We start from the raw sequence: 25,572 nt of genomic DNA on the forward strand, positions 1-25,572 counted from the left end.
CCCTGCCGGCTCACGCCCGCGAGGGCCTTCTTCGGCCGGGCCGTGCCGGGGTGCGGGGGCCGGCAGGGTCCGCCGCCGGCTCAGACGCGGGTCGTGGGCCTGCGGTCGATGGGAGGGGGCGCGGTCGGGACCGCCGCCCTGCGCGAGGCGCGGCCGGAGGTGCGGGTCTGGGTGAGGGCCGCTCCCGCCAGGACCACGACCGCGCCGACGGGGGTGTTCCAGGTGAGCCCCTCGTCGAGGAGGGCGACGCCCGCCGCCGTTGCGATCACCGGGATGAAGTACGTGACCATGGCGGCCGTCGTCGGGCCGACCTCTGCGACGATCCCGTACTGCAGGAGCATGGCGTACCCGGTCCCGAGTGCGCCGAGCGCGATCACGGCGAACAGCGGCAGTGGCTCCACCGAAGTGGGCATCGTGGTGAACAGTGGTGTGACCAAAGCCAGTTGCAGCGTGGCAAGCCCCACCTGGGAACCGGCGAGCGAGAGGTTCGAGGCGCCGGTGCCGCTCAGGGTCCTGCGGACGTAGATCCATCCGACCGCGTAGCTGAGGGCGGCGACCAGGGCGAGCGACGTGCCGGTCACGTCGAGGCCGGAGAAGCCCTGCCAGGCGCCGAGCACGGTGAGCACGCCGATGAAGCCGATGCCCAGGCCGACCGCCCGCACCCGGTTCGGGCGGTCCTCGGAGAGCGCCACGAGGGAGAGCAGCATGCCCCAGAGCGGGGTCGTCGCGTTGCAGATGCCGGCCAGCGTCGAGGGGATCGTCAGTTCCGCATAGGCGAAGAGGGAGAACGGCAGTGCGTTGAGGAGGAGGGCGGCGACCGTCAGGTGTCCCCAGACGCGGGCCCCGCGCGGCAGCCGGTCGCGCTTCACCAGCACGGCGACGGCGAGCACCGCCGTACCGAACAGCAGTCGTCCGAAGGTGACCTGGAGGGGGGCGAAACCTTCCGTGCCGACCTTGATGAAGAGGAAGCTGAAGCCCCAGACGAGGGCGAGTGCGCCGAACCGGATGCGCCAGTCGAGCGGTCGGGAAGGCGCGGCGGGAGGCGGGGAGGACGGGGCGGGGGTGCTCATGGACTCAGGGTGACGGGCCCGATGTCTTAGAACAAGCGAGAATTACTCGACCCCTTTGCTTAGCATCTCTTACATGTTGAACCTTGAGCGCCTCCGCACCCTCGACGCGTTCGCACGACACGGCTCCGTCAGCGGTGCGGCCGACGGCCTGCACGTCACCACTTCGGCCGTCTCCCAGCAGCTGTCCAAGCTGGAGCGCGAGGTCGGGCAACAACTCCTCGCCAAGAACGGCCGTGGCGTGCGGCTCACCGACGCCGGACTGCTGCTCGCCGAACACGCCGCCCGCATCCTGTCCCAGGTCCAGATGGCCCAGGCCGACATCGAGGCCCAGCGCGGCCAAGTGGTCGGCGAGGTGAGGGCGGCCGCCTTCCCGACGGCGGCTCGGGGCCTCTTCCCCGCCGCGCTCGCCGCCCTGCGCGAGGGGCATCCCGACCTCCGCGTCCGCACCACGGAGCTGGAGCCCGAGCAGGGGGTGCGCGCGGTGCTGCGCGGTGACGCGGACCTCGCCCTCGTCCTGGACTGGAGCAACAAGCGGGCCCCGGTGCCCGGAGGCCTGGAACGGGCCCACCTCCTCGACGACACCGCCGATGTGGCCCTGCCGGCCGGACATCCGCTGGCCGAGAGGGAGTCGGTGGACCTGGAGGACTTCGCGGACGAGGAGTGGGTGTCCTGGCCCGAGGGCGAGTTCTGCCACGACTGGCTGATGTTCACCCTTCGCTCGCAGGGCATCGAGCCCCGCATCGGGCATCTGGCGGGTGAGCACCACACCCAACTGGCGCTCGTTGCCGCGGGGCTCGGCGTGTGCATCACGCCCCGGCTCGGGCGGCCGGTGCCGGAGGGCGTGGTCTTCGTGCCCGTGCGGCAGAAGGTGCGGCGCCACATCTACGCCACCTGGCGCAGCGATGCGGGGCGGCGGCCCTCCGTGCGGGCCGTCGTCGCCGCGCTGCGGGCCGCGGCGGGGACGCCGGGGGCTTGAGACGGAGCACCGCGAGCCCGGCGGGGCCGGGGCGATCGTCATCGTCCGACCGGCGGCGGAACACGGGCCCGTGGGCGTACGCCCACGGGATACCCGCCCTCCCGCGAGTGCAGCCGACGGGCCGATGCCGGACGGACGTCCTCCCCGGCACCGTTGGCCGGGTGATCGAAGTCAACGAACTGACCAAGCGATACGGCAGGGCCACTGCCGTCAACGGCCTGACCTTCACCGTGCGCCCCGGGCACGTCACGGGGTTCCTCGGTCCCAACGGTGCCGGCAAGAGCACCACGCTGCGGATGCTCCTCGGCCTGACCCAACCCACCAGCGGCACCGCCGTGATCGACGGTCACCCGTTCCGTGGCCACCCGCGCGGCCTGCGGCGTGCCGGTGTCCTGCTCGATGCGCATGACGTCCACGGCGGTCGCAGCGCCAGGGCCCACCTGTGTGCCCTGGCACGCAGCAACGGCATCCCGCGGCGCCGGGTGGGGGAGGTCCTCGAGGAGGTGGGACTGGCTCCTGCGGCCCGGCGTCGCATCAGTGGGTTCTCCCTGGGCATGAAGCAGCGGCTCGGCATCGCCGCGGCGCTGCTCGGCGACCCTCCGGTGTTGCTGTTCGACGAGCCGGTCAACGGCCTGGACCCGGAGGGCGTGCGGTGGGTGCGCGGCCTGTTCAAGCGGCTGGCCGCCGAGGGGCGCGCCGTGTTCGTCTCCAGCCACCTGATGAGCGAGATGCAGAACACCGCCGAGCACCTGATCGTCATCGGTCGGGGCGAGCTGATCGCCGACGAGAGCGTGGCGGAGTTCGCGGCCCGCGGCACCCGTCAGGGCGTGACCGTGCGGACGCCCGACCCCACCGCCCTGGCGGTCGTGCTCGAAGCCGAGGGCGCTTCGGTACGGCCGGATGGCCCGGGTGCAGCGGAAGGGCTGGCCGTGACCGGCCTGAGCGCGGCCCGCATCGGGGAACTCGCCTCCCACCACCGCATCGTGCTGGTCGAGTTGTCCACCCGCAGCTCCTCGCTGGAGGAGGCGTTCATGGAACTCACCGCCGACAGCGTCGAATACCTCGCAGGAGAATCCCGATGACCCCGACCACCGCACAGCAGACGGCCGTCCCGACCGCCCTGCGCGCCGCCGAGCCCGGCGCCCGCTTCCGGGACCTCCTCGCCGCCGAGTGGATCAAGCTCTGGTCGCTGCGGTCCCTCTCCTGGGCGCTCGGGGTCAGCGCGCTGGTCATCATCGCCATCAACATCAGCGCTGCCGTCGCGGACCACCACAACTGGCCGACCTACGACGAAGGGATCCGGGCCCTCTTCGTTCCCATCTGGGCCATGCGGGACGCCTTCACCACCGGTGCCTGCATGGTCCTGATGCTCGCCACCGGCAGCATCGGCGCCCTGACGATCGTCGGCGAGTACGGCACCGGACAGATCCGCACGACCTTCGCGGCAGTACCGGCCCGCCGCTCGGTCCTAGCGGCCAAGACGGCCGTCGTGACGGCAGTCATGCTCGTCTACGGCACGGTCGTCGCGGGAATCTCCTTCGGCGTGACACAGGCCGTCCTGTCCGGTCGGGACATCGGCCTGTCCCTCGACCACCCCGGCGCGCTCCGCGCCGTCGCGGCGTCCGCCCTGCTCGCTCCGGTGTGCGCGCTCGTCGGGATGGGCCTCGGCGCCCTCATCCGGCACACCGCAACCACCCTCGTGGTGTTCACCGGCGTCCTTCTGCTGCTGCCGTTCCTCCTCGACGACCGCCACCGCTGGTCGTCCGCCGTCCTGCACGCACTGCCCCGCAGTGCGTGGGAACGACTGGTGCAGATGGGCGACCCCTTCGGATCGACCCCCTACCCGGCGACCCTCAGCGGGTCGTGGATCGTGTATGCGGCTTGGCCCCTGGCCGCAGTGGCCGTCGCCCTGGTCGCCGTCCGCCGGCACGATCTGTGAGACCGCAGTGCCCGGTTGCCAAGGACGTGCACCGGGCCCGGTGCGTTCCGCCCGACAAGGTGGCCCTCCCGGGGAACGGGACCCGTGGCGGTTGCCCGACGCTGCACACCACCGGCGGTAGCCGTACGGGAGCGGAAGGGGGGAGCGGGGGCGGTCGGGCCGGTGCCGCCTGGGGCGGAGGAGTCCCGTCGCGGTGGATGCCCCACCGGTCAGAGGGCGGCGAGTTTGCGGAAGTCCCAGGAGGCGACGGCATCCGGGGTCAGCCGCAACCAGGCGTGCCGGCCGTCGTGCGGCATGGCGTCCAGGCCGAAGTTCTTGGTGGCGAAGAGCTGCTCGGCCAGGTCGAGCTCGGGGCACGGGGCACCGGTCCGCGGCGCCTCGCCGACGAAGACGGCCGTGCCCGACAGCTCGACGCCGCGCAACTCTCCGTACTCCTCGCCGTCGTCCACCACAACGGCGATCCTCGGGTCGGTGCGGAGTTCTGCCCAGCGACGGCTCCGGGTCAGGGAGTACAGCCACAGCGAGCGTCCGTCCCAGGCGAACCAGAGCGCGCTCACATGCGGGCGGCCGTCGGCGGCGACGGTCGCGACCCGGCACGTGCGCTGCTCGGTGAGGAAGGAGTCGACCTCTGCCGGGGTCATCATGATCCGGCGGCCACGGCGCTGTGCAACAGTCATCGTCCGCACCCTTCTAGCTTTCTGATGAAACGTCAGAAAGCATGGAGGGTCATGCGTGCGGGTGCAAGGGGAGGCCATGGGGCAGAGTGCGAGAGAACGGCTCGGGGAGCAGGTCCGTCCGGGCGGCGGAGTCGTCCTGCTCACCGTCGAATGCCAGCAGGGCGTCGTCGGTCCCCACGGTGCCCTGCCCGAACTGGCCGCCGTCGCACGTGCGTCGGGCGCCCTGCAGAACGTCGCCCGGCTGGTCGCGGCTGCGCACGCGGTTGACGTCCAGGTGATCCACGCCGTCGCCGAACGGCGGCCGGACGGGCGGGGCGCCAACACCAACGCCCGGCTCTTCGCCGCCGCCGCCCGGCTGCCCGTGCAGCAGTACAGCGGCAGCACGGCCGTACGGATCGCCGAGCCCATACCGGTCGCCGAGGAGGACCTGGTGGTCCGGCGGCTGCACGGCCTTTCGCCGCTCGCCGGCACCGATGTCGATCCGTTGTTGCGCAACCTCGGCTGTCGCACGCTGATCGTGACCGGGGTCTCCGCCAACGTGGCCGTGCCCAATGCCGTCTTCGACGCGGTGAACCTCGGGTACACGGTCGTCGTGCCGGCGGACGCCATCGCGGGCGTGCCGGCCGACTACACCCGTGCCATGATCCGACACACCTTGGCGCTCGTCGCCACGGTCACCGCCACCGACGAGGTCCTGGGGTGCTGGAAGTCCCCGGGGGCTTCCGGGCGTTCGGGGAGTTCCGTCAGCCGCGGCTGATCTCCCCGCCCACCACCTGGATCGGCTCCGGTGGCAGCGGCGCGGTCGCCGGGCCGGACTTCACGCTGCCGTCCGACACGTCGAACATGCTCTGGTGGCACGGGCAGACGATGACGCCGTCCTTGACGCTGCTCACGGCGCAGCCCTGGTGGGTGCACTTCGAGGAGAAGGCCTTGAACTCGCCGGCCACGGGCTGGGTGATGACCAGGCCCTTGTCGGCGAGGACCTTGCCGCCGCCCACCGGGATGTCCCCGGTCCGTGCGAGCGCGCTGCCGTCCTGCTCGGTGTTCTTGGTGTCGTCCGCGCCGCCCCCGCAGGCGGCGAGCGCCGCCGTCAGGCCCGCGCCGCCCGCTGCCGCGACCACCGTCCGGCGTGCCACTCCGCTCATGTGCTGTCCCTCTTCGCTCGACCTGCTCGATCACTGGTGTGCCGGCATTCGACGGTACGGCTGTGAGCTGTGTCCCGTTCACAGGTTGCGCACTTCGGCAGCCTTACAGTTCTTAGTAGAGTGTCGGAACCTGGACAGCCTTTAGTGAAAGTGTCTAGCTCCGGTGCGTCCGGGGTCGGGTGAGGCCGGAACGGAGGTGGCGCGGATGTCGACGGAGACCATGCGCATCCCGGCGCGGACGGGCGTCAGCTCCCATCACGTGCGGGCCGTGCTGCTCGGCGCCGAACGGCACGGGGTGGCCCCCGGGCCGCTCCTCGCCCGTGCCGGACTGTCCGCCGAGCTCCTGGAGGAACCCCGGGCCAGGGTTCCGGCGGAGCGGTTCGGGCGGCTCGTCAGGATGCTGTGGGTCGCGCTGGACGACGAGTTGATCGGTTTCGGCGGCGCCCCCAGCAAAGTCGGCACCTTCGCGATGATGGCCCATGTCGTCGTCCACGGCAGCCGGGACCTGCGCGAGGCGCTCCGTCGTGCCCAGACCTTCTACTCCCTGTTTCCCTCAGGGCCGCGCTTCCGACTCCTGGAACCCGGCGCGGGCGGACTCGACGAAGCCGGGCTGGAGTTCGACGTCTCCGGGTACGACGACCCCGTCCACTTCGGTGCCGAGTCCACCGTCCTGGTGGCCCACCGCTTCGCCGGCTGGCTGGTCCGGCGTCGCATCGGTCTGCGGCGGATCGAGTTCGTCCACTCCGAGCCCCGGCACGCCCATGAGTACCCGCTGCTCTTCGGGGCGCCCTGCGTCTTCGGCGCCGAACGGACGGTGGCCGTCTTCGACCGGGCGGATCTCGACGAGCCCGTGCTGCGGGACGCGGCCGCACTGAAGGCCTTCCTCCGTCGCGCCCCGGCCGACGTGCTGGTCTGTGCCGACTACGGCACCACGACGGCCGGGCGGGTGCGGCACCTGATCGGCCGGGCGTTGCCCGCCGGGCCGGTGCCGACGCCCGAGCAGCTCGCCGACCGGCTCTCCTTCAGCCCGCAGACCCTGCGGCGCCGGCTGGCCGCCGAGGGGACGACGTACCAGCGGCTCCGCGACCAAGTGCGGCGCGACCACGCGATGGCCGAACTGGCCGGGGGGCGGATCTCGATCGAGCGGCTCTCGCGGCAGTTGGGCTTCTCCGAACCGAGTGCCTTCCACCGGGCGTTCAGACGCTGGACCGGTGAGACCCCCCGGGCCTACCAGGCCCGTCCCAAGGGGGCGGCCGGCCCGTCCGGGTGCCCCGGCGGTCAACAACCCTGAGCGGTACGGTCACGGTCGCCGCCCACCCCCCGTCCTACCGTCCCGGCATGACCACCATCGAACGGCTCGGCGCCGCACCGCCGCCGGGTCGCCCCCGACCCCGGTGAACCCGCGCCGGGCGGCTGGTGCCGTCCTCGGGACCGGCGTCCTGCTCTGCCTCCTCGTCTGGGTCGTCGTCACGGCGCTCGGCGTCCGGGTCGACGGGACCAGCATGGCGCCCACCCTCCACCAGGGGGACCGGATCCTCGTCTCCCCGGGTTCGGCGGGAGAGGCGCACCGCTTCGACGTCGTGCTGCTGCGGACGACCGGGAAGGACGCGCTCCTGGTGAAACGGGTGATCGCGCTGCCCGGTGACCGGGTCGCGATCGTCTCCACCCCGGACCAGCCCTTCCAGGTCCTCCTCCAGGAGCGCGGACGGGGGCCCGTGTACCGGGTGGTGGCGCCCCAGTGGGCGGCGCAGGCACACCGCACGAGCGCGTGCTGCGGGCCCGACGGCACCCGGTCGGCGCGACCCGGTCTGCGGACCGTGCCCGAAGGCGCCTTCTTCTACCTGGGGGACAACCCCGATCTGTCGGACGACTCGCGGGCCTACGGCTGGGGCGAGCTCGGCCGGGTCGAGGGCCGGGTCGGTCTGCGGGCCTTCCCCGTCTCCTCGTCACCCGGCATCGACAACCGGCCGGTTCTGGAGGAGTACCGGGGGCCGGTCCCCTGAGCTTCAGGGAGCGCTCCGGGGCGCTCCCCGTTCGGGCATCCGCTCCAGGCCCGTGCTCAGGGCGACCCTGACCACGGTGTCGGCGATGCGACGGGCCGACTCCTCGGGCGAGGAGGCGGCCTGCACGATGTGACTGGCGGTCAGGCGGACCGCAGCGTCGACGGCCAGTTCGCGGGCCACCGGGTCGATCGCGGGCCAGACCTCCGTCACGTACGCGTCGGTCATGGCCGTCGCCGTCTCGAAGGCCGCCGCGGACCGGGTCGTCAGGTAGGAGAGGAGTCCGTTCTCGCCGGTGCTGGTCAACATGGCCTTGATCAGCGGGTTCCGTCCGGCCAGCGTGAGCGTGAAGCGGACGGCGGCCTCGACGGCTGCGCGCAGGTCGTCCCGGTGGGCGTCCAGACCTTGCTGGATGCCGACCAGGCAGCGCTCCAGTTCGCGCTGGAAGAGGGCTTCGCCCACGGCCTCCTTGGAGGGGAACTCCGAGTAGAGCGTCTGCCGACTGACGCCCACCGCGCCGGCCAGGTGTGCCATGCGCAGCTTGTCGAAACCGCGGTCGGCGACCGCCTCGTACGCGGCGTCGAGAAGCCGCTCGCGCAGCAGTGTTCGAACCGTCTCCCTGAACCGTGGCATCGGCCAAGACTAGTCCAGCGGGAATTCTCCCTGGAATTGTCAGAAGTGTTGACACTCTCAGCAAGAGTGTCCAATTCTCGAACAGGCAGCCGCGAAATGTAGCCGCTCTCCGGCCCCCGGCCGCGGGACGCACCGGCTGCGCTCACATCCCCAACCCGCGCGAGACGTGCGGGACGACGGTTGGAGATCACATGCAGCACGAGACCAGAGGCGTCACCCGCTGGCGCAGGTCGGCCTTCCTCGCCGTGCCCGCAACCGCGGCCATCGCCGCCATGGCCACGGCGATGGTGCAGGGCGCGCTCGCGGCGAACCTCTCGCTCACGAGCGTCCCCTTCACGCTCAGCTCCAAGACCGTGGCCGCGCCGCAGGGCATCGGTGCCGTCATGCACACCATCGACGCGGGAGGAGCCACCGGCGCCGCCGAGGTCGGCATCGCCAAGGCGGGCCTCGACGGCATCTGCGTGCACGCCGTCCAGTCGGTCAACCTCCCGGTGATCGGCAGCCTCGGCACCTGGTCGCTCAACATCTCCTCGCCCGCGGCCGCGACCCCGCTCACCAGCGACGAACTGGTCGCGGGCGCCGGACTCCAGGCGAACAAGCTCGTCCTCGACGCCCAGTCCCTCAAGGCGGCCACGGCCACGCTGAACGCCAGCGACACGACCCCGAACGTCATCGGCGCGGCTGCCGACGGCGACGGGATCAAGGCGACCGGCATCACCGACGGCACCCCGGGTCAGTTCGGCCTGGACGCCACCGGCGGCCGGACCGACATCAAGAACCTCAACGCCGACGCCAACGGCGCCACGATCGCCGGCGCGATCACCCTGCCGGACCTCGCGATCGGAATCGCCCACGGCGACAAGACCTGCGGAGCCTGACCCGCACGTCCCGCACCACCGGCACGCCAGGCGGGACTCCGCGCCGCCCGTACGGCACGGAGCCCCGCCCCTTCCGCCCCGACCCACCGCTGCGAGGCCCCCATGACCATCGAACCGCCGCCCGAACCGACCGAAGGGCCCACTCGGGGCCGTACGCTCCGTGCCCGCCGCGCGTTCCGCCACTGGCGCCGCACCCGGCCGTTCTGGGCGGCCGTCTGGACCGGACTCGGCGGCTTCGTCATCCTCTTCCTGCCCCTGGCGCCCCTCGGCAAGATCCTCCAGGTCGGCATCGGCGGCATCGCGGGCATGGCGGGCGGCGTCGTCCTGATGGCGATGGCCCTGCTCATCCTGCTGCTTCCCGGCCAGCGCCACACCGCGGGCGTGATCGCGGTGATCACCGGAGTCGCCTCCTTCCCGCTGTCCAACCTCGGTGGACTCTTCGTCGGCATGGTCCTCTCCGTCCTCGGCGGCTCCATGGCCTTCGCCTGGCTGCCGGAGAAGCCCACCAAGCGGCGGCGCTCCGCACGCCGCACCCGGGCCGTCGAGACCCCCCTGCCCACGGGGAGCGGATCGGCATGAACCGCTTCCCCTCCGGCCCCGGCCTCCTCCCCGGCGCCCGCCGCCTCGGTCCGTCCCTCGTGAAGGCACACGCCCACAGCAGCCGTGCCCTCGCCGATTGGAACGCCCGCATGCTCGCCGAGGCCGCCGACGGCACCCGCCGCGGCACCCGCTGGCGGCGCGGCGCACTCGCCTTCGTCCCCTCGGCCCTCGCCGTCGGCGCCCTCGGCGCCGCACTCGCCCAAGGTGCGCTCGCCGCCAACTTCAGCGTCACCGGACAGCCCTTCACCCTCACCTCCAACGGGGTCGAGGGCAGCGGCTTCGGTGCCGTCGTCAACACCCCTGCCGTCGGGCGCCCGGACGGCACCAGCACCACGGACACCGCCATGGCGCGCGTCGGTTTCGCCAGCGCCGGACTCGCCGGACTCTGCGGCATCGTCCACCAGACGATCGCCGGAGTCCCCTACTCGCTGCTCCTGACGGGCGGCCAGGAAGTGGCCGCGACCCCGCCCGCCGCCTTCACGACCGACATCGACGCCTCGAACCTCTACATCCAGGCCACCGAACTCCAGGCGTACGGCCCCACCACCCTCCAGAACGCGGTGCTCGGCCAGTCCGCCGACCAGGTCACCGTCGCCGGCAAGCCGCTCACCGGCGCGCTGCCCGGAGGCTTCGGCCTCGGCTCGGCCGGCGGCGAGGGCGGCAGCTCCATCCGGCTGCACGGCCTCAACGCCACCGCCTACGACGCCGAGATGGCCGGAGCGCTCGTGTTGCCCAACCTGAAGATCAGGGTCGTCGCGGGAACGGCAACCGCATGCTGAGCCGGGCGAAGGCCGTGCGCGCCTGGTTCCGGGCGTTCCGCCGCACCCGACCCTTCTGGGGCGGAGTGTGGCTGGTCGCCGGTGGTTGGACCGTCCTCAAGTTCTCGCTCAGCTCGTTGCAGTTGATCGTGAGCACCGGCTTCGGAGGAGTGGCCGGTTACCTCGTCGGCGGCGGGATGATCCTGTGCGGACTCGTTCCGCTGGCACTGCCCGCCCAGCGGTACACCTTCGGGCTCATCGGCGCCGTCCTCGCGGTCGTCTCGCTCGTCGTCTCCAACCTGGGCGGCTTCCTGCTCGGCATGGCGCTCGGCGTGCTCGGCGGTTCCATGATGGTCGGCTGGGGCGTCAAGCGCCCCCGACGGCAGGCGGTGGAAGGATGAGGCCCCGGGGCCCAGGGACACGGCCCAGGGCCCTCGCCGTGGCGGCGGCCCTGCTCCTCGCGGTGGTCACGGCCGTCTGGTCCGGACAACCGAGCAGCGCCTCCGGCGCGACCGCGCAGGTCGAGCCGCTGGGAGTGCCCTTCCTGCCCAGCCCTGACCCCCTGCACGTCACCATCGACAGCATGGTCGCCGTCTCGATGACCGTCGACAAGAACGTCACCATCCGGCTCTCCGACGGCTCCACGCGCACCACCACCCAATACACCTTCACCAAGCTGAAGATCCGCTCGCACATGAAGGTGGTCCAGCGGGCGTCCGGGCACACCGTCACCATCGACGTGCCGGGGGAGGGCTCGCTCGGCGGCTACGACAGCGCCGGAAAGGCCGAGACCACCACCATGTGGGGCAACATCAGCAACGTCTGCGTCCGCGTCCTGGTCAAGATCTGCGGGGTGCAGGGGCTGCTCGACTTCTTCGGCTCCCTCATCCCGCTGACCGCCGGTGCCGAGGACTTCGTCGGCGACATCTACGCCATCCGCACGGTCGACGACCACGCGGCCCTCGAATCCACCGACAACCCCGTCCACCTCCCCGGAACCATCACGGTGACCACCCCATGAACCCGCCCGCACCGTCCGGAGACGCCCGCCCGGAGGGGCGCACCCACTGGCGCCGGTCCCTCGCGGTCGCCGTGCCCGCCCTCCTCGCGGCGGGCGGCATCGGCTCCGCCATGGCCACCGGGGCCCTGGCCGTCGACCTCCGGATCCAGGACCGGCCCGTCGACTTCACCACCAGCAGCCTCTACGGAACGCAGTACGGGGCCGCCGTCGTCGACCAGACCGTCGTGCGGCCCGACGGCTCCACCGGAACCGAACGGCTGCTCCGCATGGGCTTCGCGGACGGAGTGATCAACGGACTCTGTCTGAGCCAGCAGCAACAGATCGCGGGAGCCACGTACACCCTGCTGCTCATCCTCGGCGACGACGACCCGGGCTCCTGGGAGATCCGGACGAAGAACACCGTGCTCGACCTGCGCAACGCCACCGGCGTCCTCGACATGGACGGGATCGTCGACCTCAACACCAACGGAGCCGACGTCAAGACGGTCAAGGACGCCAGCGGCGCCTACGTGGTCAACCCGTTGAACAGCCCGCAGCACCGTTTCGGCATCCAGGCGCGCTACGCCAAGTTCGACCGGATCGTCGGCACCGCCCAGGACTTCCAACTCCCGGGGCTCCTCACGACCCCGAAGCTCTCGCTCTCCGTCCGCCCCGGCACGGTCGCCTGCCCGGCTCCGCCGGCGCCCACCGGGACGCCCGGCACGCCCTGAGCGCCGGCACGCCCGTCCGGCCGCTCGGGGCCCGCCGTCCCCGCCGTCCGCGTTCCGCTCGGGTCCGGCCGCCCCGGAAGCTCCGGGGCAGTCGGGCAGTCGGGCAGTCGGGCAGCGGGGCTGCCGGACAGGGCCGTGGATCGTGGGGCTACTTCATGGCGGCGCCGATGGCCGTGGTGCCGGTGGTGAGGAACCGGGTCTCGGGCAGCGAACCGTCCGCACGGCGCGGCCCGTACGCGCTGCTGGGGTCGGTGCTGCGCAGCAGCGCGGCGGAGTGAACGCCCTCGGGGTCCGTGTCCCAGGTGTTCGCGGCGCTCACGACGCGGCTGCCCGTCTTGGCGGTGGCGCGGGTGTTGTGCACGGCGAGGTTCCTGGAGAGGCGCGAGGGTGAGGTCAAGAAGAAGTAGCCGTCAGCGCCGTTGGCGTAGGCGGTGTTGGCGTGCAGTCGCAGTGCGCCCGGGTTGCTGTTCTCCGTGAAGCCGTGCGCGGTGTTGTGCCATGCGGCGTTGCCGGTGACGACGTGCGCCGCGCTCGCGCCGCCTCCGCCGAGCTTGAACCCGTTGCCGTTGCCCTCGAAGGCGGGGTCCTTCCACCGGTTCACGCCGTTGCCGTAGGCCCAGGTCCGCTCGATGCGGACGGGGCTCGCCCACTGCCACAGGTCCAGGCCGTCGTCGGCGTTGTCGAAGAGCCGTGCGGCGACGACCTTGTTGTTGCCGCCCGAGCCGAACTTGATGGCCAGGCCGTCCGCGTTCTGGCCGTGGTGTGCCGGGTCGTAGTTGCGGTAGGAGTCCAGGTTCTCGATCAGGTTGTCGTTGGTGTCGTCTCCGCGCAGGGTGAAGCCCGAGTCGCCGTTGTCGTGCGTGACCAGGTTCTTGAAGACGCCTCCGGTGGAGGAGGTCACCACCACGCCTTGTGCGGGCGAGTTCCGGAAGGTCAGGTTCGACAAGGTCCAGTGGTCCCCGCCGATGGCGACCAGCCACTGTCCCTTCGGTAGCTTCGAGCCGTCGACGACCGCCTTTTCCGTGCCGTAGGCGCTGACGGTGATGCGCCGGGTCGAGGTGCCGTCCGCCTGACTCTTCAGGGTTTTCGTCGGCCGGTAGGTGCCGGCCCGCAACTGGATCGTCGTTCCCGGGCCCGCCTCGGCGAAGGCCTTCTCCAGCGCCGCGGTCGTGGACACCACGACCGGGCCGGCGGTCGCCGCGTCCGCGCCGTCGTGCACGGAGGCCAGATAGGTGCCCGCACTCCCGGCAGCCAGGGCGACGGCCAGTCCGGCCGGAAGCGCGCGGGTCCTGCGGTGGCGTCCTGTGGTCGTACGCACGTCGTGTAGTCCTTCGTGGTTTCTTCGGCCGAGGGGGGCGGCCGAGTCACGTTCCCCTGCTGCTTAGTTGCCGCTGGAGGGCCGAAGGGCACGGTTCCCGTGAAATTCACGCCCGGTCACGCCGTGCACCGCATGCGTGACGACGCCCGAACGGGGCTGTGGGACGTGAGGGGCGCGCACCGGCGGGCACACGCTCCCCGCCTACTACCGGTCCGTAACGCTTGTGCGGGTGCCCCCGGAGGCGTTGGCTGGAAGGCGAGGGGCGATGCGAACCCCATGGACCCGGACGGTGAGCCATGCCCAAGGTCAACGTCAACGGAGCAGGACTGTTCTACCGGGAAGTCGGCGGGGGAGAGCCGCTCGTGCTGGTCCACGGCTCCTGGGGTGACCACCACAACTGGGACCCGGTCGTCCAGGGGCTGGCGTCGACCCACCGGGTGCTCGCCTACGACCGGCGCGGCCACAGCCAGAGCGACCGTACCGAGGGTCCGGGCTCGCGGTACGAAGACGAAGAGGACCTCGCCGCGCTGCTGGAAGCCCTGGGGGTCGCCCCGGCCCACGTCGTGGGCAGTTCGTTCGGCGCCTCCGTGGTCATCGGACTCGCCGCCCGGCGACCACGGCTCTTCCGCCTCATCGTCGTCCACGAGCCGCCGCTCCTGGAGGTCGTCCCCGAGGTTCCGGAACTCCAGGCGATGATGGCCGCTGCCGGAGAACGGATCGGCGGAGTCCTCGACCTCCTGCGGAAAGGCGACTACGCCGCGGGGGCACGACGGTTCGTGGAAGAGGTGGCCTTCGGGCCGGGCATGTGGGACCAGATCCCGCAGCGACTGCGCGAGACCTTCCTCACCAACGCCCCGACCTTCCTCGACGAACAAGCGGACCCGGACTGGGCCGCCGTCGACCTGGAGCGGCTGCACGCCCATGCCGGACCCGTGCTGCTCACCCGGGGAACGGAGAGCCCGCCCTTCTTCGGCGCCATCGTCGACCGGCTGACCGAGACACTGCCCGGTGCCCGGGGCTACGTCTTCACCGGGGCCGGGCACATCCCGCACATCAGTCACCCGACGGCGTACGTCGACCTCGTGAGCGGCTTCCTGGAACAGCGGGCCCCTGCCGCCTAGAAGGCCGCGCCGCCCAGAAGACCTCACCGGCACCGGTCCGCACCGACTCCTGCCGCTCGCGCTGCCGCTCCCTCGAAGTCCTCCCGCTTCGGTGCCCCTGTGCAGTGCCGAGACGGCCTTCCAGGCCGACCGGGCCAGGTCGGCCGGGCCAGGTCGGCCTGGCCCGGCCGGCCGGATCGGGCTGACGGGACATCGGGCTGACCGGATCAGGTCGCCCCGATCAGTCGGGGCCGCTCCAGTCGAACGGGATGTGCTTGCTCGACTGGCCCTCGCGACTCCACCGGAAGCCGAAGGCGTCCACGCGGTCGGCCGTGGAACGCCCCCAGGTCGCCACCTGACCGGGGCCCGTCTCGGAACCCGGCAGGTTCGTCGTCTGCACGCGTGCACCCTCGGGGGTGGTCGGTCCGGTGAGGGCGGTGGCGCCCGCCTCCACCTTGTCGGGGACGGAGACCCGCCAACTGCCGAGGTCGTCGTCCACCTCGAACGCGATGGAGGCCACGTCCATGCCCTTCATCTCGCCCGCGAACATGGTGAACATCTGCTGCGGCCAACTGCCCGCCTGCCCGCCGAAGATCATCTGAAGGGCTTCGCGCTGTCCGTCGTCGGCCCGTTCGTCGAGGAAGACCGCCCCGTAGGCATCGGAGTGCTCGGCCCAGATGTTGCCGACGAACGAGGCCACCATGAGTACGTTGAGGCCGTCCAGGCGCACGTCTCCGTAACGGCCCTCACGGACGTGCCACGCCAGGACGCCGTCGCACTCCCCGTACGTGGGGGGTTGGGCGAACGAGCACGGGCAAGGGACGTCACACCTACAGGTGTCGAACCAGTCTCCGGACACGTGCCACGAAGGGATCGTTGCTGCCGTCCCGGTCATGTCGCTACCTCCTTGTGCCCGGCAGCCGCACACGCCCGTGCAGGGGTCGACCGCATGCCACGGGAGCGGAGGAGACACGAGGTCCACGAAAGCCCGAGCCTCACCGCGCACTCGGCACACCGGGCCGTACGGTTCCATTCTCGTCGGTCAGCCCGGTGATCGCACTCCGCCGTCGGTCCGGTCCTCGGCGTGCGTCCGGGCCGCCGGAGTGCTGCGCTGGAACCATGACGCGCGACACGGCCAGCACCGTCCCTCCCCTCGGCTCCGGAAACCTGCTCCCGGCCCGCAAGCTCGTCGTCGCCTGGTCGTTGATGGGTCTGATCGCCCTGCTCTGCTGGCTCGTGATCGTCGCACAGGCCGGCGACATGGGCACCGGGGCGGGGACGATGGGGATGGCGCTGCCCTTCTTCCTGCTGCTGTGGGCGGTGATGATGGCCGCCATGATGTTCCCGTCCGTGGCCCCGGTGGCGGTGACCTGGGTCCGGTCGATCGGCCGCCAGTCCTCGGGATACGTGCGCGCGGTCCGCACCGCCGAGTTCGCCGGTGGTTACGTCCTTGCCTGGACGCTCTTCGGCCTGCTCGTCTACGGCATCCTGGCACTGACCGGAGAACTGGTCACCGGGCACCCGACCGCAGGGCGGTGGATCGGCGCAACGGCCTTCCTCCTTGCCGGACTCCAGCAGTTCAGCCCCCTCAAGGACCTCTGCCTGCGTCACTGCCGCAGCCCCCTGGGGCAGCTGATGCGGTACGCGGCCTATCGGCCCCGGGCGCGGGACCTGCGGGTGGGGATGCACCACGGGCTGTACTGCGTGGGCTGCTGCTGGGGTCTGATGATCGTGCTGGTGCCGCTCGGTTCGATGAACATAGCGGCGATGGCGGCGGTCTCGGTGGTCATCTTCGTGGAGAAGCTCTGGCGGCTCGGAACCGTCTTCGCCACCGCGGTCGGCGTGGTGTTCGTGGCCCTGGCCGTCGTGACGGCCCTGGGCCTCTTCCCGGGGGTGCTGGTGCCCGGTCTGAGCCCTTCGGACACGGACATGAAGATGATGGGCTGACCCCGTAACGTCCTCCGGCCCGCCCTCGGGGCCGGAGAGGGCGTCAGCGGTGCCCCAGCACGTTGACCACACGGCCGTTGGGGTCGCGGACGAAGAACCGACGCACCCCCCACTCCTCGTCCTGCAGGGGATGGACGATCTCCGCGCCGTGCTCCTGCATGACCGCGTAGGCCGCATCCACGTCGTCCACCTCCACGCTCATGTCCGGGGTGAGCGGCGCCGTCTTGTCACCGGCCGTGAAACTGATCTGCGCCGCCGGGTTGGACGGGGAGGCGAGCGTCATGATCCAGCCGTGGTCCATGACCTGCTCGAAGCCGAGCAGGCCGTAGAAATCCCGGCTCTCCTGCGCAACCTCGGACCGGACGTTGGGTACGACGCGACGAACGGACATCGGGCGACTCCACGTGTGAAGGGGCGGGTCTGTGAACTCCCAGGAGTACTACGCCACCCGCGCCGCCGCACGTGCTTTCGCGACGGACCTCCGGCCGCGTCCGTCGGATGCGGGCCCGTCCCTCCGCGCCGGCGCGGCTGGCGCTGTCTGTGCCTGCTACGACGGGACCGCCCGCTGACGGTCGGCAGGGCGGGACGATCCCGTGCGCGTCGGCCCCATCCGCTGGGAAGCCGAGCGCGAACCGGCACGGGAGGCCCACCAAGTCTGCCGGGCCCCGGCAATGATCCGGCGGTCCCGACCGTGCCAGGATGTGGCGATGACAGGCCGCGGACGCATCTGCTGCCCGGTTCACAAGACAGTGAGGGGGAGGCGTGGCCAAGCACGTGCACGCGCGGATAGGCGAGCGGACGATCCACTGCCCGACGTGTGGGGGAGACGTCTTCCGGGAGCGTGAGGTGAAGCTCAACAGCACCGGGATGGAGTTCTTCAACCTCGCCTGGGCGAACGAGTCGGCCACCGGGCTGATCTGCTGGTCGTGCGGGTACGTGCAGTTGTTCGTCAATCCCCACCTGAGCCTCTACCGGGTCCAGGACTGAACGTCCCGCGCGGCACAGCGGGTCGTCGACAGGGGCGTCGGACCGATCAGTCCAGTGAAGCCAGCGCGAGCTTGGCGGCGGCTCGCAGCCGTCCGGCTTCCGGTGCGGCCCGTGCGACCACCCGCATGCCCTGCATCACCACGAGCAGCAACTGGGCGATCTCGTGCGGGTCCTTGTCGACGGCCAGTTCCCCCTGGACCTGGGCCCGTAGCAGGGAGGAGACCAGTGCCGTCTCCACGACGCTCCAGCTCACCTCCACCTGGCGGGCCACCTCTGGGTTGCGGGGAGACAGCTCCCCGCGTTCACCACGAGGCAGGCCCGGCGGTCCGGCGCGCGCTGCAGTACCGCGTCGGGGTCGAATTCCTTGGGCTGAGGACCGTCAGAAGAGGCGGGAGGCGTCCTCCGCGGTCGGTTCCTCCAGGTCGAGCAGGGCCCGCTTACGGGCGAGCCCGCCCGCGTACCCCGTGAGGGAGCCGTCCGCGCCGACGACCCGATGGCAGGGCACGTACACGCAGAGCGGGTTGGCACCGACGGCCTGGCCGACGCGCTGGGCGAGCTTCGGGTCACCCAGGTCGCGGGCGATGGCCCCGTACGTGGTGGTCTCGCCGCGCGGGACGGCGGCGACGAGCTTCCACACGGCGTGCTGGAAGCCGTCCCCGGCAGGTAGGAGCGGCAGGTCGAAGTCGAGGCGGTCTCCGGCGAGGTAGTCGTGGAGCTGCCGGGCCGCCTCGGCCAGGAGGGGGTCCTCGTCGGAGCCGACCCGGGGGCCGAAGGCCTCCTCGGCGGGGCGGCGGGTGTGCTCGGCGAAGTACAGGCCGACGAGGGCCTGGTCGCGTGCCACGACGGTGACGGGGCCGAGGTCCGTGGGGATGACGGTGTGTCTGACGTCCATGGTGGGCCGGTCCTCGGGTCGGTGCGGGGGATGGATCGCGTCGCGTCGGATCGCGTCGGTAGAGCCTAGGGGGTCGCGACGGGGGCGTTCTTGTCGAGGCGGCCGAAGTCGGAGTCGCAGGGCCAGCTGCAGAATCCGGCGCGCTCCACCTCCTCGTAGAAGGGGACGCCGTCGTTGCCGCGGTGGGCGGCGCGGTCGTGGTGGAGGTGGACGATCGGGTCGCGGTGGCGGTCCATCGGGCCGTAGCGCTCGGCGCGCCACACGAAGTCCTGGTCCTCGCCGCCCCACCCGCAGAACCGCTCGTCCATGCCGCCGATACGGGTGAACAGGTCCTCGCGCAGCCAGACGCAACCGCCCGGCGGCCGGCGCAGATGGACTCCGCGCAGCCGGTCCTGGCCGGGGTCGGGAGCGGCATCGAGGCATCTCGCCCGCACGGCCTCGACGCTGGAGGCGGGGTCGAGGAAGAGCATGTCCTCGAACGGCCAGTGCGCCTGCGTGCCCGGCTGCTGGAACCGTTCGACGGCGCGGCTGACGAAGTCCCGGTCGACGAGGATGTCTCCGTCCAGGACACAGACGAGCTCGGCGGGGCGGGCGCCGTGCACCACGCCGACGTTCACCGTCCAGGACTTGTTGAACCGTCCCGGGTCGGGTGCGAACACGTACGTGTCGCAGGCGTCGGCGAACACCTCGCGCCAGCGGGGCAGTTCGTCGCTCTCCACCACGACGACCCGGTAGCGGTCGCGGGGGTGGGACTGGTCGGCGAGTGCGTTGAGCACGGCCGCCAGATTGCGGACGCGGCCCGTGGCGTCGTCCGGCGCGCGGAACGGGATGACGATCGCGGCGTCCACCGGGTGCGTACCGCCGTGCGGCTTGTGCGTGAGGGCGGCGAGCAGGCCGGCGGTGTCCGGGGCCTCGGCGGTCGGCGCGGGTCGGTCGGGCGCACCGGGCTGGAGGAGAAGCCGCGAGAGGGACTCGGTGCGGGCGGCGCCGGCGCGCAGGGCGTCGACCGCCTCATCCTCGCCCTCGGGGCGGCGCAGGAGTTCGGTGAGCGCGGCGGTGAGCTCCCCGGCGGCTCTGCCGTCGACGGGGTTGGCGGCCAGACGGTCGGCCGCGGCCCTTGTCCGGTCGTCGGCGAGGGCCGTGACCGCGTTCGCGGTGGTTTGGTGGGCGTCGGCGGCCCAGTCCCAGTAGTCGGGGGCGACTGTGCGGGAGACCGGGTCGTGGACCAGGACCAGGCTGCTGGTGGCAGCGGCGGCCAGCGCGGCGGGATCGGACGGACGGGCGGCGGACATGGTGTCGTCTCCCCAGCGGTATCGGGCGGGTGTGCGGGTGCGGGTGAGGTCGCGGGCCGGGACCCGTACGGGCGTGGCCCGGGTGGGCGGTCAGACGCCGTCGGCGGTCCGGGCCCAGCGCAGTCCGGTCAGGTCAGGCAGCACCAGGTCGGCGTGGGCGAGGTCGGCCTCGGCGTGGGTAGTGGTGAGGCCGACGCACCGCAGCCCGGCGGACTGCGCGGCCCGAATGCCGGCCGGGGCGTCCTCGAAGGCGAGGCCGTCGGCGGGGTGGACTCCGAGGGCCTCGCAGGCGGCGCGGTAGCCCTGAGGGTCGGGCTTGCCGACGTTGACGTCCTCGGCGGTGACGATGACCTGGAAGAGACCGGCGCCACCGACGTGCTCCAGGAGCTCGGTGGCGTGGGCGCGCAGGCCGGAGGTGACGACGGCCAGCGGGACGCCCCGGTCGTGCAGGTCGGCGAGGAGCTCGGCGGCGCCGGGCACGGCGAACGGCGGCGGGCTGTCCGGGCCCATCAGGTAGCCGCAGGCCTCGTCGAAGAGTTCGTCGACGGTGTGGCCGGGGAAGCGGTGGACGTGGTCGGCGAGGGCCTCCTGGCCGCGCCGTCCGACGAAGGTGGCGAGGAGTGCGTCGTCACAGGGCAGACCGTGGCTGGTGAAGAGACGTGTCCAGGCGGCGCGGCTGCGGTGCTCGGTGGCGACGAGGGTGCCGTCGAGGTCGAACAGCGCGGCCTTGGCCTGGAGGGTGTGGAACTCGGTCTCGGTCATGGGAGGGGTGCCCTTCGTGGTTCGTCCGTGGTGCGTCGTACGTCTTTCGCCCTGCGTGGAGGGCGAAGTGTCAGCCGTCGGTGGGGCTGCCCGGGCCGCCCTCCTTGGTGGTGAACACCGGCGCGGGTGCATCGGTTGCACCGGCCTGAGCCGGGCTCTCCGTCGAGTCGGGTGCGGTGGTCACCGCGCGCAGTGCCGCGACCGCGCAGAGGGCGCTGACCAGGGCGAGTCCCGCGCAGGTCAGGGCCCAGGCGGTGGTGGGTCCGGCCCAGTCACTGCGACCGAGCCACGGGTAGGCCGCGCCGAACAGGGCGACGCCGGTGACGCCGACGACCGTGGACAGGGTGTTTACCGTGCCGCTCAGCGTCGCGGCGAAGCGCGGCGGGACGGCGACCGTGAGCAGGTTGAGCAGGGAGGTGTGGGTCAGGCCGAGGCCGAAGCCGCCGACGCACAGGACGGCGGTGAGCGGCCAGATGCCGGTGCCGGACCCGGTGGGGACGACGGGCGCGAGCCCGTACGCGGCGGTGAGCAGGACGCAGCCGACGACGGGGAGCAGACGGGCGACGGACTGCGGTGAACGGCCCAGGACCGGTCCCGCGAGGCCGAAGGCGAGGACCCAGCCGAGCGGCACCAGGCCGGCCTGCCAGGCCGGGAGTCTCAGCTGCTCCTGGAGGTGGAGGGAGAGCAGGTAGAGCATGGCGATGTAGGTCAGCGTCGTGCCGGCGTAGGCGCTGAGGGCCCAGCGGACGGTCGGGGCGCTGAGCGGGCGAAGGTCGAGCGCGGGTTTGCCGCCGCGGGCGATGACCCCCCGCTCGGTGCGTGCCAGGAGAGCCGCGAGCGGGACGGCGGCGGCGAGCAGGATCCAGAGCCAGGCCGGTCCGTCCACGCTGAGGGGGATGAGGACGGCGAGGGTGGCGGCGGCGAGCAGCACGGTTCCGGGGACGTCGTTCTGGCCGCGGGCACCGCCGGCACGTGCACCAGCACCCGCACCGCCCTCCGCGTCGATCGGCCGGTCGTCCGGGAGGAGCGCGAGGCCGAGCAGCAGGACCAGACCGCCGATGGGTACGTTGAGCAGGAAGACGGCCCGCCAGCCGGTGCCGAAGAGGTCGGCGGAGACGAGCGTCCCGCCGAGGACCTGGCCCAGCGCGGCCCCGCCGGACAGCGTGACGGCGTTCCATCCGAGCGCGCGGGCGCGGGTGGCCCCGGTGAACCAGCGGTGGATGCCGACCAGGACCTGGGTGGTCATCAGGGAGGTCGCCGCGCCTTGCAGGCACCGCCCGGCTATGAGGGCGATGGAGCCGGTGGCGAGACCGCAGGCGAGCGACGCGAGGGTGAACAGGGCGAGGCCCCACAAGTACACCCGGCGCACGCCGTGCCGCTCGCCGAGCCGGGCGGCGGGGGCGATGAGCACGGCGGAGCAGAGCGCGTACGACGTGACCATCAGCGTGAGCTCGGAGCTGCTCACGTCGAGGTCGGCGCTGACGGCGGGCGCTGCGAGGTTGACGATCGCCAGGTCGATGTTGGCCATCGCCTGGCCGATCAGCAGGACCAGCAGCGCGATGCCGCCCGTTCCCGCTCGTCCCGCGGTGGTGGCTTGCACGGTGTCTCCCCTCTGCCCTCCCCGCCGGGGAGGTCGGTACGTCTCTGGGAACACCGACCGGGCCGGTCGGGTTGCGACCGGCCCGGCCGGCGGGCGGTCCGAATCAGGAGCCGGTGGCGTGCCCGGTGTCGAGGTCGAGCTCCTGGTAGGCGGAGGCCCAGGGGAGCCGGTTCTCCAGCGCGGCGGCTGCGCGGACGACGAGGCCGTCGCCGCGTCGGCGGGCGGCGACCTGGAGGCCGACGGGCACGCCGTTGCGGGCACGGCCGACGGGCACCGAGGCGGCGGGGCTGCCGAAGAGGTTGTACGGGCTGGTCATGGACCAGCCGACGTACGGGTCGACCGACTGGCCCTCGACGACTGTGGGGCCGACGGTGTCGCGCCCGGCGGAGTTGGGGATTCCGGCGATCGTGTTCACCGGGCTGACCACGAGGTCGTACCGGTCGAAGAGGTCCTCGAAGGCGTACAGCACGCGGGTCCTGTCAAGGTCCGCGAGCCGGAAGTCGACGGCGCTCAGGGCGTCGCCGACGCCGACCGAGTCGAGGTACCCCTGGTCGATGGAGCCCGCGTAGTCGCCGAGCAGGTCGATGCCGTTGTCGCGGGAGATCGCGGCGGACTCGGCGTGGGCGACGGACAGGTAGCGGCGCCACATCGCGGTGAGTTCCGCGTGCGGCAGGGGCAGCCGGAAGTCGACCTCCTCGACGAGGGCGCCGGCCTCGCGCAGGGCGGGCAGCGCGGCCCGTACGACCGCCTCGACCTCCGGCTCGACGGGGTATCCGCCGAGGTCGGGGCTGTAGGCGACACGGAGTCCGGTCAGGTCGCCGTGGAGCTCGTCGACGAGCTTGTCGGGGGACGGGAAGCTGTACGGATCGTACGGGTGTGCTCCGGACATCAGGTCCACGCCGAGGGCCGCGTCGGCGACGGTCCTGGCGAGGGGCGCGTAACAGACCATCGGGTTGAACCGGCGAAACGCGTTCGGCTTGGCGGGGACGGGGACCCGGCCGAAGGTCGGCATCAGGGTGAAGACGCCGCAGAAGGCCGCGGGCACGCGCAGGGAGCCCCCGGCGTCCGAGCCCTGGGCGAGCGGGACCATGCCGGCGGCGACGGCGGCGGCGCTGCCGCCGGACGAACCACCGGCGTTCATGGCCCGGTTGAAGGGCGTGGAGGCCGGGCCGAACAGGGCGCTGTCGGTGGTGGCCTTGAAGCCGAACTCGGGGGTGTTGGTCTTGCCCACGACGATCGCGCCGGCCTCTTCGAGCCGTTCGACGCAGCTGATCGTCTCCTGCGGCACGTCCTCGGCGAAGACGAGGGAGCCGCGGGCCATCCGGACCCCGGCCACCGGGTCCAGGTCCTTCACGCCGATCGGAACGCCGTGCAGCGGGCCGAGTTCGGCGCCGTCGACGACGGCGCGCTCGGCGGCCGCGGCCCGTTCGAGGGCGTGCTCGCCGCAGACGGTCACGAAGGCGTTGACCGCGGGGTTGGTCTTCTCGATCCGGTCCAGGGCCGCCTGGACCGCCTCGACCGGGGAGATCTCGCGCCTGCGGATCGCCTCGGCGAGCCGAATGGCGCTCAGCTGGGTGGTTTCGCTCATCTCGGGCCTCGCATCGGTTCGTCGGGTCGGTCGGATGTCGTCATCGAGCCGGATGAGAGGGGAAACACCGCCCGCGCCGGTCCGGTTGCGGGCAGGCGGAGGGGATTCGCAGTCCGCGAACGGGGTTTCACGGTGGCGGTACGCCTCCCCCTCGCGTCACGCGCGCGTACCCCAACCGCCTTACCTGATCAAGGCTTTCCGCTCTGCCGCGGTCTCGGTTAGTCTCACGCCGGAGCCCTACAGGTCTAGACCTATTGGAGACAGGCTCATGGTCGTCACCCCCCGTCCCCCGCTCACCCGCACCGACGACCTCGCCGGGCCGCGCCCGGATTTGCTGAGACTCCTCGGCGGTCACTTCACCCGTGCCGAGCCGAGGGACCGCGCCCTCGCCTACGTTCGCGCCCTCCTCGCCGACCCCACCCGGGGCAGCGCCGCCGAGATCGCCGCTCAGGCGGGCGCCGACAGCGCCTGGAGCACACAACGGCTCCTCACGCGCGCGGTGTGGGACGCCGACCGGCTCCGCGACAGCGTCCGGGAGCATGTCGTCCCCCTGCTCGGAGCATCGAACCCCTGTCTGGTGCTGCGCCGGCACGAGACGGCGCGAGCCGGCACGGGCGCGGTGGCGGTGGCCCCCGCCTCGCCGGCACCCGCAACGGCCCCGCCAAGGGCCCCGGCCCCGTCCCCCGCGTCGCCCCAGGCCGTCTCCCGTGTTGCCGGACGAGACCGCCACACCCAGGTTGCGGCGCTGCTCTGTTACGTGTCCCGGGACAGGGGCGCGCTGATCGACCGGGAACTGCACCTGCCGCCCCAGTGGGTCTCCGACCCGCGGCGCTGTGCCCGGGCGGGCGTGCCGCCGGAGCGGGTGCGGCCCCGGAACATGGCCGATCTGGGGCGGGAGATGCTGGAGCGCGCGCTCGAGGGCGGGGTGCCCGTCGGCGCGGTCTTCGGCGGCCCCGACTTCGCCGACCCCCGGTTACGCCGGTGGATGTGCCACCTGAGACTGCCGTTCTGCGTCGAACTTCCCCAACTGCCGCACCCGTCGGCCGCGGAGCCGGACCCGGTGACCCCACGGGGGGACGCGGGCCGAGAGGCGACCTGGCAGCTGCTCGGGCGGGGCCTCGGCTCCGTGTACGGGCATCCGGCGCCGGGATTCCGGCTGACCCTGCTGGCCCGTCGTCTGCCCTCGGGGCATGTTTCGCGCTTCCTGCTGCACGCGCCGGCCACGACCCCCGACCTGCCGGCCGCCCGGGCCATGGCCACCGCGGGCGCCGCGGCCGGGCTCGCCGTCCACGAGGCGGACACCCGGGCGGGGTTGAGCAGCCATCAGGTGCGCACCTGGGTTGCCTGGTACCGGCACACCACCCTGGCGATGACGGCCGCCGCGCTCAGGGTGGAGCGAAATGCGACGGCCTCCACCCCCCTGTAAGTACCGCTCCTTCGGAGCGTGCTTGCCGCCCCGACGGGGGCGATGCTCTAATCGAAGGGCCGGAGAGCGAATAATGTATCGGAATATGCGCGACCTCCGGCCTTCTCTTTTTGTTCTCGCGAAATTCATTCGATACCGGTGACTCAATTTCAGCCGGGCGCGGTCCTGGATCAGATCACTGAAGCAGACTCCCGCCCCGGTGCTCTCGCAAGCGTGTCAGAAAAGCCATTCCTACCAGGAGTCTGCGAAGCGA

At 72.1% G+C, this 25,572-nt stretch carries 29 protein-coding genes; 16 read left to right on the forward strand and 13 right to left on the reverse strand.

The features are described 5' to 3' along the window. Nucleotides 1-80: 80 nt before the first annotated feature. Nucleotides 81-1,070, reverse strand: a complete 990-nt coding sequence (locus ACFW22_RS15350) for a DMT family transporter (RefSeq protein WP_386403629.1) — start codon at nt 1,068-1,070, stop codon at nt 81-83. 73 nt (nt 1,071-1,143) lie between these two features. Here ACFW22_RS15350 and ACFW22_RS15355 point away from each other — a divergent pair, with 73 nt between their 5' ends. The 3 genes from ACFW22_RS15355 (at nt 1,144) to ACFW22_RS15365 (ending at nt 3,985) form a co-directional block, all read left to right on the forward strand. Then, nucleotides 1,144-2,046, forward strand: coding sequence for a LysR family transcriptional regulator (locus ACFW22_RS15355; RefSeq protein ID WP_386403632.1), 903 nt, complete (start codon nt 1,144-1,146; stop codon nt 2,044-2,046). Nucleotides 2,047-2,207: 161 nt separating this feature from the next. Next, a complete protein-coding gene (locus tag ACFW22_RS15360) occupies nt 2,208-3,128 on the forward strand; it encodes an ABC transporter ATP-binding protein (protein ID WP_386403635.1) in 921 nt (306 codons plus the stop codon). Further along, on the forward strand, nt 3,125-3,985 hold the full coding sequence (locus tag ACFW22_RS15365; RefSeq protein WP_386403639.1) for an ABC transporter permease: 861 nt from the start codon (nt 3,125-3,127) through the stop codon (nt 3,983-3,985). Before ACFW22_RS15360 ends, ACFW22_RS15365 begins: the two co-directional genes overlap by 4 nt. A gap of 209 nt (nt 3,986-4,194) precedes the next feature. On the opposite strand, the gene ACFW22_RS15370 is transcribed toward ACFW22_RS15365, so the two are convergent. Next, the gene (locus ACFW22_RS15370; RefSeq protein ID WP_386403642.1) at nt 4,195-4,662 is read right to left on the reverse strand and encodes a pyridoxamine 5'-phosphate oxidase family protein; all 468 of its coding nucleotides are present in this window, start codon (nt 4,660-4,662) and stop codon (nt 4,195-4,197) included. Nucleotides 4,663-4,738: 76 nt separating this feature from the next. On the opposite strand from ACFW22_RS15370, the gene ACFW22_RS15375 reads away from it, so the two are divergent. Beyond that, complete coding sequence (locus ACFW22_RS15375; protein WP_386403645.1) at nt 4,739-5,419, forward strand: cysteine hydrolase; 681 nt, start codon at nt 4,739-4,741, stop codon at nt 5,417-5,419. On the opposite strand, the gene ACFW22_RS15380 is transcribed toward ACFW22_RS15375, so the two are convergent. Beyond that, nucleotides 5,406-5,807, reverse strand: a complete 402-nt coding sequence (locus ACFW22_RS15380; protein WP_386403648.1) for a Rieske (2Fe-2S) protein — start codon at nt 5,805-5,807, stop codon at nt 5,406-5,408. The genes ACFW22_RS15375 and ACFW22_RS15380 overlap by 14 nt on opposite strands. A gap of 205 nt (nt 5,808-6,012) precedes the next feature. Between ACFW22_RS15380 and ACFW22_RS15385 the strand changes: the two genes are divergently transcribed. Next, a complete protein-coding gene (locus ACFW22_RS15385) occupies nt 6,013-7,098 on the forward strand; it encodes an AraC family transcriptional regulator (protein WP_386403651.1) in 1,086 nt (361 codons plus the stop codon). Nucleotides 7,099-7,201: 103 nt separating this feature from the next. After that, nucleotides 7,202-7,810, forward strand: a complete 609-nt coding sequence (lepB, locus tag ACFW22_RS15390; RefSeq protein ID WP_386403653.1) for a signal peptidase I — start codon at nt 7,202-7,204, stop codon at nt 7,808-7,810. Nucleotides 7,811-7,813: 3 nt separating this feature from the next. On the opposite strand, the gene ACFW22_RS15395 is transcribed toward lepB, so the two are convergent. Next, on the reverse strand, nt 7,814-8,440 hold the full coding sequence (locus tag ACFW22_RS15395; RefSeq protein ID WP_386403656.1) for a TetR family transcriptional regulator: 627 nt from the start codon (nt 8,438-8,440) through the stop codon (nt 7,814-7,816). A 191-nt stretch (nt 8,441-8,631) separates the two neighbouring features. On the opposite strand from ACFW22_RS15395, the gene ACFW22_RS15400 reads away from it, so the two are divergent. The 6 genes from ACFW22_RS15400 to ACFW22_RS15425 all read left to right on the forward strand — a co-directional run bounded on the left by ACFW22_RS15400 (nt 8,632) and on the right by ACFW22_RS15425 (nt 12,407). Continuing rightward, nucleotides 8,632-9,318, forward strand: coding sequence for a DUF6230 family protein (locus tag ACFW22_RS15400; protein ID WP_386403659.1), 687 nt, complete (start codon nt 8,632-8,634; stop codon nt 9,316-9,318). A gap of 102 nt (nt 9,319-9,420) precedes the next feature. Next, complete coding sequence (locus ACFW22_RS15405; RefSeq protein WP_386403662.1) at nt 9,421-9,897, forward strand: DUF6114 domain-containing protein; 477 nt, start codon at nt 9,421-9,423, stop codon at nt 9,895-9,897. Next, nucleotides 9,894-10,697 carry a DUF6230 family protein gene (locus tag ACFW22_RS15410; RefSeq protein ID WP_386403665.1) on the forward strand — a complete coding sequence of 268 codons (804 nt, stop codon included), beginning with the start codon at nt 9,894-9,896 and terminating at the stop codon, nt 10,695-10,697. Before ACFW22_RS15405 ends, ACFW22_RS15410 begins: the two co-directional genes overlap by 4 nt. Then, on the forward strand, nt 10,691-11,077 hold the full coding sequence (locus tag ACFW22_RS15415; RefSeq protein ID WP_386403668.1) for a DUF6114 domain-containing protein: 387 nt from the start codon (nt 10,691-10,693) through the stop codon (nt 11,075-11,077). The genes ACFW22_RS15410 and ACFW22_RS15415 overlap by 7 nt, the downstream gene beginning before the upstream one ends. Nucleotides 11,078-11,115: 38 nt before the next feature. Beyond that, complete coding sequence (locus ACFW22_RS15420; protein WP_386403671.1) at nt 11,116-11,697, forward strand: hypothetical protein; 582 nt, start codon at nt 11,116-11,118, stop codon at nt 11,695-11,697. Then, entirely contained in the window at nt 11,694-12,407 is a 714-nt protein-coding gene (locus ACFW22_RS15425; RefSeq protein ID WP_386403674.1) for a DUF6230 family protein, read from the forward strand. The genes ACFW22_RS15420 and ACFW22_RS15425 overlap by 4 nt, the downstream gene beginning before the upstream one ends. A gap of 148 nt (nt 12,408-12,555) precedes the next feature. On the opposite strand, the gene ACFW22_RS15430 is transcribed toward ACFW22_RS15425, so the two are convergent. Further along, complete coding sequence (locus ACFW22_RS15430; RefSeq protein WP_386403677.1) at nt 12,556-13,725, reverse strand: right-handed parallel beta-helix repeat-containing protein; 1,170 nt, start codon at nt 13,723-13,725, stop codon at nt 12,556-12,558. A 296-nt stretch (nt 13,726-14,021) separates the two neighbouring features. Between ACFW22_RS15430 and ACFW22_RS15435 the strand changes: the two genes are divergently transcribed. Beyond that, the gene (locus ACFW22_RS15435; RefSeq protein ID WP_386403680.1) at nt 14,022-14,846 is read left to right on the forward strand and encodes an alpha/beta fold hydrolase; all 825 of its coding nucleotides are present in this window, start codon (nt 14,022-14,024) and stop codon (nt 14,844-14,846) included. A 220-nt stretch (nt 14,847-15,066) separates the two neighbouring features. Here ACFW22_RS15435 and ACFW22_RS15440 read toward each other — a convergent pair whose 3' ends face one another. Continuing rightward, the gene (locus tag ACFW22_RS15440) at nt 15,067-15,720 is read right to left on the reverse strand and encodes a DUF1326 domain-containing protein (protein ID WP_386403683.1); all 654 of its coding nucleotides are present in this window, start codon (nt 15,718-15,720) and stop codon (nt 15,067-15,069) included. Between the two features lie 224 nt (nt 15,721-15,944). Here ACFW22_RS15440 and ACFW22_RS15445 point away from each other — a divergent pair, with 224 nt between their 5' ends. Next, complete coding sequence (locus ACFW22_RS15445) at nt 15,945-16,772, forward strand: DUF2182 domain-containing protein (protein ID WP_386403686.1); 828 nt, start codon at nt 15,945-15,947, stop codon at nt 16,770-16,772. A gap of 43 nt (nt 16,773-16,815) precedes the next feature. Here ACFW22_RS15445 and ACFW22_RS15450 read toward each other — a convergent pair whose 3' ends face one another. Then, nucleotides 16,816-17,163, reverse strand: coding sequence for a VOC family protein (locus ACFW22_RS15450; RefSeq protein ID WP_386403689.1), 348 nt, complete (start codon nt 17,161-17,163; stop codon nt 16,816-16,818). 371 nt (nt 17,164-17,534) lie between these two features. Here ACFW22_RS15450 and ACFW22_RS15455 point away from each other — a divergent pair, with 371 nt between their 5' ends. Beyond that, nucleotides 17,535-17,759: a hypothetical protein gene (locus ACFW22_RS15455; protein WP_386403692.1), complete on the forward strand. Its 225-nt coding sequence runs from the start codon at nt 17,535-17,537 to the stop codon at nt 17,757-17,759. A gap of 46 nt (nt 17,760-17,805) precedes the next feature. Here ACFW22_RS15455 and ACFW22_RS15460 read toward each other — a convergent pair whose 3' ends face one another. The 6 genes from ACFW22_RS15460 to ACFW22_RS15485 all read right to left on the reverse strand — a co-directional run bounded on the left by ACFW22_RS15460 (nt 17,806) and on the right by ACFW22_RS15485 (nt 23,893). Further along, nucleotides 17,806-18,012, reverse strand: a complete 207-nt coding sequence (locus ACFW22_RS15460; protein ID WP_386403695.1) for a hypothetical protein — start codon at nt 18,010-18,012, stop codon at nt 17,806-17,808. 126 nt (nt 18,013-18,138) lie between these two features. Continuing rightward, on the reverse strand, nt 18,139-18,651 hold the full coding sequence (locus tag ACFW22_RS15465) for a methylated-DNA--[protein]-cysteine S-methyltransferase (RefSeq protein ID WP_386403698.1): 513 nt from the start codon (nt 18,649-18,651) through the stop codon (nt 18,139-18,141). Nucleotides 18,652-18,716: 65 nt separating this feature from the next. After that, the gene (locus ACFW22_RS15470) at nt 18,717-19,943 is read right to left on the reverse strand and encodes a glycosyltransferase (protein WP_386403701.1); all 1,227 of its coding nucleotides are present in this window, start codon (nt 19,941-19,943) and stop codon (nt 18,717-18,719) included. A gap of 90 nt (nt 19,944-20,033) precedes the next feature. Continuing rightward, a complete protein-coding gene (locus ACFW22_RS15475) occupies nt 20,034-20,705 on the reverse strand; it encodes an HAD family hydrolase (protein WP_386403704.1) in 672 nt (223 codons plus the stop codon). Between the two features lie 70 nt (nt 20,706-20,775). Beyond that, on the reverse strand, nt 20,776-22,305 hold the full coding sequence (locus tag ACFW22_RS15480; protein ID WP_386403707.1) for an MFS transporter: 1,530 nt from the start codon (nt 22,303-22,305) through the stop codon (nt 20,776-20,778). Between the two features lie 103 nt (nt 22,306-22,408). Further along, nucleotides 22,409-23,893: an amidase gene (locus ACFW22_RS15485; RefSeq protein WP_386403710.1), complete on the reverse strand. Its 1,485-nt coding sequence runs from the start codon at nt 23,891-23,893 to the stop codon at nt 22,409-22,411. A 268-nt stretch (nt 23,894-24,161) separates the two neighbouring features. On the opposite strand from ACFW22_RS15485, the gene ACFW22_RS15490 reads away from it, so the two are divergent. Beyond that, nucleotides 24,162-25,319 carry a transposase gene (locus ACFW22_RS15490; protein WP_386403713.1) on the forward strand — a complete coding sequence of 386 codons (1,158 nt, stop codon included), beginning with the start codon at nt 24,162-24,164 and terminating at the stop codon, nt 25,317-25,319. Nucleotides 25,320-25,572: the final 253 nt, after the last annotated feature.

The organism is Streptomyces sp. NPDC058872, from assembly GCF_042743065.1.
GTDB lineage: Bacteria > Actinomycetota > Actinomycetes > Streptomycetales > Streptomycetaceae > Streptomyces.

Bases quoted from the DNA above. Each gene is read 5' to 3' on its own strand.
- ACFW22_RS15355 (WP_386403632.1), top strand. From the start codon at position 1,144: ATGTTGAACCTTGAGCGCCTCCGCACCCTCGACGCGTTCGCACGACAC.
- ACFW22_RS15470 (WP_386403701.1), bottom strand. From the start codon at position 19,943: ATGTCCGCCGCCCGTCCGTCCGATCCCGCCGCGCTGGCCGCCGCTGCC.
- ACFW22_RS15380 (WP_386403648.1), bottom strand. From the start codon at position 5,807: ATGAGCGGAGTGGCACGCCGGACGGTGGTCGCGGCAGCGGGCGGCGCG.
- ACFW22_RS15385 (WP_386403651.1), top strand. From the start codon at position 6,013: ATGTCGACGGAGACCATGCGCATCCCGGCGCGGACGGGCGTCAGCTCC.
- ACFW22_RS15435 (WP_386403680.1), top strand. From the start codon at position 14,022: ATGCCCAAGGTCAACGTCAACGGAGCAGGACTGTTCTACCGGGAAGTC.
- ACFW22_RS15400 (WP_386403659.1), top strand. From the start codon at position 8,632: ATGCAGCACGAGACCAGAGGCGTCACCCGCTGGCGCAGGTCGGCCTTC.
- ACFW22_RS15425 (WP_386403674.1), top strand. From the start codon at position 11,694: ATGAACCCGCCCGCACCGTCCGGAGACGCCCGCCCGGAGGGGCGCACC.
- ACFW22_RS15475 (WP_386403704.1), bottom strand. From the start codon at position 20,705: ATGACCGAGACCGAGTTCCACACCCTCCAGGCCAAGGCCGCGCTGTTC.
- ACFW22_RS15365 (WP_386403639.1), top strand. From the start codon at position 3,125: ATGACCCCGACCACCGCACAGCAGACGGCCGTCCCGACCGCCCTGCGC.
- ACFW22_RS15490 (WP_386403713.1), top strand. From the start codon at position 24,162: ATGGTCGTCACCCCCCGTCCCCCGCTCACCCGCACCGACGACCTCGCC.
- ACFW22_RS15445 (WP_386403686.1), top strand. From the start codon at position 15,945: ATGACGCGCGACACGGCCAGCACCGTCCCTCCCCTCGGCTCCGGAAAC.
- ACFW22_RS15465 (WP_386403698.1), bottom strand. From the start codon at position 18,651: ATGGACGTCAGACACACCGTCATCCCCACGGACCTCGGCCCCGTCACC.
- ACFW22_RS15440 (WP_386403683.1), bottom strand. From the start codon at position 15,720: ATGACCGGGACGGCAGCAACGATCCCTTCGTGGCACGTGTCCGGAGAC.
- ACFW22_RS15485 (WP_386403710.1), bottom strand. From the start codon at position 23,893: ATGAGCGAAACCACCCAGCTGAGCGCCATTCGGCTCGCCGAGGCGATC.
- ACFW22_RS15410 (WP_386403665.1), top strand. From the start codon at position 9,894: ATGAACCGCTTCCCCTCCGGCCCCGGCCTCCTCCCCGGCGCCCGCCGC.
- ACFW22_RS15405 (WP_386403662.1), top strand. From the start codon at position 9,421: ATGACCATCGAACCGCCGCCCGAACCGACCGAAGGGCCCACTCGGGGC.
- ACFW22_RS15450 (WP_386403689.1), bottom strand. From the start codon at position 17,163: ATGTCCGTTCGTCGCGTCGTACCCAACGTCCGGTCCGAGGTTGCGCAG.
- ACFW22_RS15370 (WP_386403642.1), bottom strand. From the start codon at position 4,662: ATGACTGTTGCACAGCGCCGTGGCCGCCGGATCATGATGACCCCGGCA.
- ACFW22_RS15375 (WP_386403645.1), top strand. From the start codon at position 4,739: ATGGGGCAGAGTGCGAGAGAACGGCTCGGGGAGCAGGTCCGTCCGGGC.
- ACFW22_RS15350 (WP_386403629.1), bottom strand. From the start codon at position 1,070: ATGAGCACCCCCGCCCCGTCCTCCCCGCCTCCCGCCGCGCCTTCCCGA.
- ACFW22_RS15415 (WP_386403668.1), top strand. From the start codon at position 10,691: ATGCTGAGCCGGGCGAAGGCCGTGCGCGCCTGGTTCCGGGCGTTCCGC.
- ACFW22_RS15395 (WP_386403656.1), bottom strand. From the start codon at position 8,440: ATGCCACGGTTCAGGGAGACGGTTCGAACACTGCTGCGCGAGCGGCTT.